At 46.5% G+C, this 7,108-nt stretch carries 3 protein-coding genes; 1 reads left to right on the forward strand and 2 read right to left on the reverse strand.

Annotation, left to right across the window (positions count from 1 at the left end):
• Positions 1-34 precede the first annotated feature (34 nt).
• Both B3Z75_RS10775 and B3Z75_RS10780 read right to left on the reverse strand, forming a co-directional pair.
• Complete coding sequence (locus B3Z75_RS10775; protein ID WP_238868174.1) at positions 35-2,584, reverse strand: DUF4982 domain-containing protein; 2,550 nt, start codon at positions 2,582-2,584, stop codon at positions 35-37.
• 73 nt (positions 2,585-2,657) lie between these two features.
• A complete protein-coding gene (locus B3Z75_RS10780; RefSeq protein WP_238868175.1) occupies positions 2,658-4,298 on the reverse strand; it encodes a fumarate hydratase in 1,641 nt (546 codons plus the stop codon).
• Positions 4,299-4,685: 387 nt separating this feature from the next.
• Between B3Z75_RS10780 and feoB the strand changes: the two genes are divergently transcribed.
• Positions 4,686-7,108: ferrous iron transport protein B (gene feoB / locus B3Z75_RS10785; protein ID WP_286844912.1), on the forward strand; the 2,423-nt coding region annotated here is incomplete at its 3' end.

The raw sequence follows: 7,108 nt of genomic DNA on the forward strand, positions 1-7,108 counted from the left end.
TGGAGCGTTTACACTATCTCTGTATGATTCTGAACTACTTTGCTTGAATTTTGATTGAAGCACTCCTAATCCCTTTGGCGTTGGCCTCGAAAGTAATTGTTCCAGGCTTATCGGCCGACTCAACAATTGCCACAAGCTTGCCGTTGAAAAGGTGCATCTGTGGCAGATGAAACAGGTCGAGGCTTGTGGGGTCACCGTTGGCCCCGGCACGGTAGGTTCCTGCCCCGTTCACATTGAATTTAACCAGTTCATTTACATTGGGGCAAGGGTTTCCGTTCTTGTCTTCAACCGATACGGTGATGAACGAAAGGTCTTTTCCGTCGGCACTGATCACATTCCTGTCTGCTTCCAGCACCAGACGGTACGGTTTCCCTGCTGTGTGGATCTCTTTTTCAGCAACCGCAATCCCGTTATTGTCATATGCAACCACCTTCACCGTTCCCGGCTCATACCGGGTATCCATCCACATCAACCGGTAGCGCTTCTGCCGTTCCAGCCCTTTCTGTGCTTCTGAGCTGTAGCTCCCTTTGAGCGGAACGGAGAGATCTTTTTTCCGTACACCCTGGCTCTTGCCGTTGATAAACAACTCTGCCGAGGGATAATTGGTATAGACGAATACCGGTGTTACCTCGCCCTCACGGCCCTCCCAGTTCCAGTGGGGAAGGATATGGAGTGTTTCAGCCTCTTTGTTCCAGTGGCTTCGGTAGAGGTAGAAGCGATCCTTTGGAATACCTGCCAGGTCCACCGCCCCGAAGAGGGAACTGTGGCTGGGCCAGTTGCTATAATAGGGCGTGGGTTCGCCCAGATAGTCGAACCCGGTCCATATAAACTCACCGATGGTATAGGGCAATTCCTCATGCTGTATAAAGTCATCCTCCGGCAGGTTTGACCAGCCGGCATGCTCAAGGTCGTAGGAAGAGGCCTGATGATCGTCATACATAACCATCGCCTTCCGCTCCACCGGGAACTTGTAAACCCCGCGTGAACTAAGCGTGGAGGTGGTCTCACTGCCAAGCACTATCTGCTGCGGCAATTTCTCATATGCTTCCTGATAACGAAATGAGCGGTAGTTGAAACCAGGAACATCCATGATAGCAGCCATATGGTTGCTGAATACATGATCGGGGCGGTCCATACCATTGGTAACAGGACGGGTGGGGTCTTCCCGGTGACATATATCCTGAAGGTAACGGGCCACCTTAGCACCCTGCGGGTTGCTCTGCTCTTCCACCTCATTACCTATACACCACATTACCACGCTGGGGTTGTTACGGTAATGATGCAATACATTGACCACATCCTTCTCTGCCCAATCCTTGAAATAGCGGTTATACCCATTCTTTACCTTAGGTATAGCCCATTCATCAAAGGTCTCAACCATCAGCATCATCCCCATCTCATCAGCAATACGAACATATTCAGGAGAGGGCATGTTGTGCGAGGTACGGATGGCGTTTACACCCATATCCTGCAAGATGCCAATCTGACGACGTATCGCCGCTTCGTTCACTGCGCCACCGAGCGGCCCCAAATCATGGTGCATGCATGCGCCTTGAAATTTCACCTTTCTACCATTGAGAAAGAACCCTTTATCAGCAACCACCTCAACACTACGAATGCCGAAAGAAGTAGTAAATTCATCTACAGGATATGCCAACTCCTCAGTAGTAGTTTTATTCTCTTCTGTTTTCACCTTTCTTTCAACCATAATCAGCTCTGAATATACCTTGTAAAGGTTGGGCTGCCTGATATCCCACAACAGCGGATTCTCTACTATAAGTGACTGCTCCATCTCATCCCCATCGAATTTGGTAAATTCATCTTCCGACTCAGCCACTAACTTCCCGGCAGGGTCGAGGATCGAGGTCTTCAGCCTGAGAAAGTTTATATCGGAAAGCCCTTCTGCGCAATCCACTTTCGTCTTCACATTAACCTTCGCAAATGCTTCATTTACTTCGGGTGTAGTTACATAGGTTCCCCAAACAGGAATATGAGTCTTGTGAGTTGTAATAAGGTGTACGTTCCGATAGAGCCCAGCTCCCGGATACCAGCGGGATTGCTCTTCGAAGTTCTCTAAGCGAACAGCCAGTGTATTGTTTTTCCCATCACTGTTTAAAAGATCTGTAATATCGAAGTAAAACGTATTGTAACCATTAGGCCAGACACCCGCCTCTTTCCCGTTTACAAAAACACGGGCGTTGCTCATGGCACCATCGAACTGGATGGTTACGCGCCTATCGTTGGAAAAACCGGGAATAGTAAAAGTGTTTCTGTACCACCCCACTCCAACAAAAGGAAGCCCGCCGGTACGGCCGTAATGTTCTATGGCCTTTGTTTGTCCATCCTGAACGATAGCCATCCTGTGAATATCATTTTCTTTGCTGAACGGGCCGTAAGTAGCCCAATCGTGGGGTACTCTGACCGATTGCCATTCACTGTCGCTAAAATCGGTTTCAGATGACCTCGGATTATCCTCCCGGGTAAATCTCCACCCATTTTCCAGAGTGATGCTGGTCCGGGTCTGTGATTCTATAGCCGATAAACCTAAAAAAAGAGCAATCAATATAATAAACGTTTTCTTCATGTCTTTTTACTTGTAATGTGAACCAATACTTTGGCAAATATCAAATTAATAAACTTCAATATTGACATTATGGTTATCCAAATAAACAATTTGGCTGCGTCACCACCTGGAAGAAATCATTACCCTTATCATCCACCAGTATAAATGCCGGGAAATCTTCCACCTCTATCTTCCATATCGCCTCCATGCCTAACTCCGGGTATTCAATGCATTCGAGGCTTTTGATACTGTTCTGCGCTAGAATTGCAGCAGGTCCACCTATGCTCCCGAGGTAAAAACCACCGTGCTTTTTACATGCATCGGTAACCTGCTGGCTTCGATTACCTTTTGCCAGCATTATCATGCTGCCACCGTTCGACTGAAACAGATCAACGTAGGAGTCCATGCGCCCTGCCGTTGTAGGTCCCATTGAGCCTGAGGCATATCCTTTGGGGGTCTTTGCGGGCCCGGCATAGTAGATAGGATGATCTTTTATGTATTGAGGCAGTCCCTCGCCAAGGTCGATACGTTCTTTGAGCTTTGCATGGGCAATATCGCGCCCAACAATGATGGTACCGTTCAACGACAACCGGGTGGAGACCGGATATTTTGACAACTCAGCCAGAATCTCTTTCATAGGCCGGTTTAAATCTATCTTAACACCTCCAGCTTCCCCTGCTTCACGGTATTCCTCAGGAATAAGGCGAGTAGGATTATCTTCAAGCTTCTCAATCCAAATACCATCGCGGTTGATCTTCGCCTTTATGTTACGGTCGGCCGAACAGGAAACACCCATTCCAACCGGGCAGGAGGCGCCGTGACGCGGCAGGCGGATCACCCGCACATCGTGTGCAAAATATTTCCCTCCAAACTGTGCACCCAATCCAAGCTTTTCCGAAGCCCTCTTCAGTCTCTCTTCCAGCTCATGATCACGGAAAGCCTGGCCGAGCTCATTCCCTTCCGAAGGAAGGTTATCGTAGTATTTAGCTGAGGCCATCTTCACCGTTTTCAGATTGGCTTCGGCTGAGGTACCACCGATAACGAAGGCCAGGTGATAGGGAGGACATGCAGCGGTACCCAGCGATTTCATCTTATCAATAAGGAAATCCTCAAGTTTCCCGGGGGTCAACAGAGCTTTCGTCTCCTGATAAAGATAGGTCTTATTGGCCGAACCTCCTCCCTTTGCAATACAAAGGAAATTATATTCATCTCCATCAACAGCATACAGGTCAATCTGTGCGGGGAGGTTTGTTCCAGTATTCACTTCATCATACATATTCAACGGCGCATTTTGCGAGTAACGCAGATTCTCGTTAACAAAGGTGTTGTAAACACCCAGTGAAAGGGCTTCTTCATCATTGCCTTCAGTCCATACCCGTTGACCTTTTTTACCCATGATAATGGCCGTGCCTGTGTCCTGGCAGAAAGGGAGAATTCCCTTTGCGGATATCTCCGCATTGCGCAGGAATGTAAGAGCCACGAACTTGTCGTTTTCACTCGCTTCGGGATCGGACAGAATTTTTGCTACCTGTTCCTGATGTTCGGAACGAAGCAGAAACTCTACATCACGAAAAGCAGTCTGAGCCAACAGCGTCAATCCCTCTTTCGATACTTTCAGAATCTCCTTCCCTTCGAATTCAGATACTGAAACATGCTCCTTAGTGAGCAGATAATACTCCGTTTGGTCCTTCGACATGGGGAAAGGCGGCTGATATTTGAATGGTTTATTTGCCATAAATAATTGGTTATATTTGTTTTGATTACTATCTGTTTTATTCTTAAGCAGACAAAAATACAAAGAAAAAACGGCATCGAAAAACGATAAAGCAAAACATTTCCCAGTCATACCCGGTCGCCCATACCTTAAGATGCACCCTCTCGCCGGAGTCTTCTGCCGTTAAAGACTCATCTCGCTCTGCCTCCTCTCTCAGCGTATCTTTTCTATCCTGTAATCCAAGCTATATTGTAGTTTACTGATCTATTATAAACTGATTATTTTTAAACTTTTAAATAATATACTGAGAACAACCTAGAACAGCCCAAATGTTATTATTTATAATTAATATAAATAATACAGAGAAAAATCTTACCTTTGCAGGCTAATCAGGGAGTTTATTCATCTATGCGTCTTTCAGAACTTCAGACAGGACAAAAAGCATACATCATAAAAGTAAATGGTAGTGGGGCTTTCAGAAAACGTATTCTCGAAATGGGGTTCGTTCGTGGAGAAGAGGTAAAGTCAATTCTGAACGCTCCTTTAAGGGATCCCATCAAATATGAGATCATGGAGTACGATGTTTCATTGCGCCGCAGCGAAGCAGTGATGATAGAAATCTCCATGCTAAAAGAGGATGTCAGGAACAATGGTTACACCAAAGATGAACTGGCCTTAACAGGAGAGCTACCTTGCAATGGCACAGGGAAGGGGCATAGGAAGCGTCACCGGAGAAGGGATAACTGCCTGAACAAGAAAAACATCAAGGTTGCCTTGCTGGGAAACCCCAACTCGGGAAAGACCTCCATCTTCAACCTCGCATCGGGCGCTCACGAACATGTTGGTAATTACAGTGGTGTAACAATTAATTCCAAGGAGGGGAAATTAAGGCATAACGGATATTCATTTACGCTGGTAGATCTTCCCGGCACCTATTCTCTATCTGCATATTCACCTGAAGAGTTATATGCAAGAAAATATCTACTGGATGAGAAGCCTGACGTAATTGTGAATGTGGTGTCAGCTTCCGCGCTGGAGAGGAATCTCTATCTCACCACCGAACTGATAGATCTGGAAGTCCCCATGGTTATAGCCCTGAACATGTACGACGAACTGGAACAGAGCGGCCGCAAATTCGATTATGAAAAGTTCTCTTCACTTATCAATATTCCAGTTGTACCTACCGTCGGCAAGAGGGGAGAAGGGATTCCGCAACTGCTTGAGAAGGTTATTGCAGTACACAATGAGGAGGTACACAATTATGTACAGATCCCCTACGGCAGGGTATTGGAAAAATCGATCAGCATCATGGAGCGTGAAATAAAAAACTGCAATATTTCCGGATGGGGAATACCTCAACGGTATATATGCATCAAGATGCTTGAAGGCGACCACGAGGTAGAAAGGCGTACCAGGGAACTCCCCCTGAATGAACAGATATTTGCACGTAGAGATAAGGAACAAGCATATATCGGGAAACTTCTCCGCGAAGACCCGGAGTCGGCATTCACCAATGCCCGCTATGGCTTTATCGCTGGTGGGCTGCAGGAAACGCTCACGGAGAAAGGTCAAAAGACAGATAAAACAAAACTGCTAGACTCCATACTTACCCACAGGTATCTTGGCTTCCCACTATTCTTTCTCTTTCTCTGGGTCATGTTTGAGGCTACGTTCCGTCTGGGGGGCTATCCAATGGAGTGGATCGAATGGCTGGTGGCCCAACTGGGTAACCTCATCAGAAACAATATGGCTGAAGGGCCTCTGAAAGCTTTGATTGTTGATGGTATTATCGGGGGTGTGGGTGGAGTTATCGTGTTTCTTCCCAATATCGTAATATTGTACCTCTTTATTGCTTTTATGGAAGATTCTGGTTATATGGCACGTGCAGCCTTTATCATGGATAAGCTTATGCACAAGATAGGGCTGCATGGGAAATCGTTTATTCCGTTAATCATGGGATTTGGTTGTAACGTTCCGGCTATCATGGCTACACGTACTATCGAAAGCCGCAGTAGCCGGATGATAACCATGTTCATTGTTCCGTTCATGTCGTGTAGCGCCCGCTTACCAGTATATATACTCTTTGTTGGAGCATTTTTCCCTTCCCGGGGCAGCATTGTAATGCTGGGATTGTATATTTTTGGTATTGCGATAGCAGCTCTGACAGCCCGAATGTTCCGGAATACACTGTTCAAAGAGGAAGAGACTCCGTTTGTTATGGAGCTGCCTCCCTACAGAATGCCGACTAAAAAATCAATTCTCACACATATGTGGGATCGTTCAAGCCAGTATCTCCGTAAAATGGGAGGACCAATTCTCATCGCATCCATCCTGATATGGTTTCTGGGATACTTTCCACAAGACAAGGAGAGAGACAATTTGTTCGACAGAGATATAGTGCAGATAGGTGTACAATATGACAAGAATGAAATCAGCAGCGACGAGAAAAAGCAGATGACAGCCGTGATTGATCATGCCCGTAACACCTCTCATCAGGAAAACTCATACATAGGAAGGATCGGAAAATTTATTGAGCCTGTGATGCGTCCCCTTGGGTTTGATTGGAAAATATCAGTCAGCCTGCTTTCAGGGATGGCTGCCAAAGAGATCGTTGTCAGCACAATGGGAGTACTCTACACCGGCGATAGTAACAATCAGCATTCGTTGCAGGAGCGGCTGCAAGCAGAAACCTATCCGGGAGGGGCACCAGTTTTCACTAATCTCGTGACCATTGGTTTTCTCCTTTTCGTGTTGATCTACTTCCCCTGCATTGCCACAATCGTGGCTATTAAGGAAGAGTCTCACTCTTGGAGATGGGCTCTCTTCAGCGT

The sequence above is a fragment of the Proteiniphilum sp. UBA1028 genome, from assembly GCF_002316955.1.
In the GTDB taxonomy this organism is placed as follows: Bacteria; Bacteroidota; Bacteroidia; order Bacteroidales; family Dysgonomonadaceae; genus Proteiniphilum.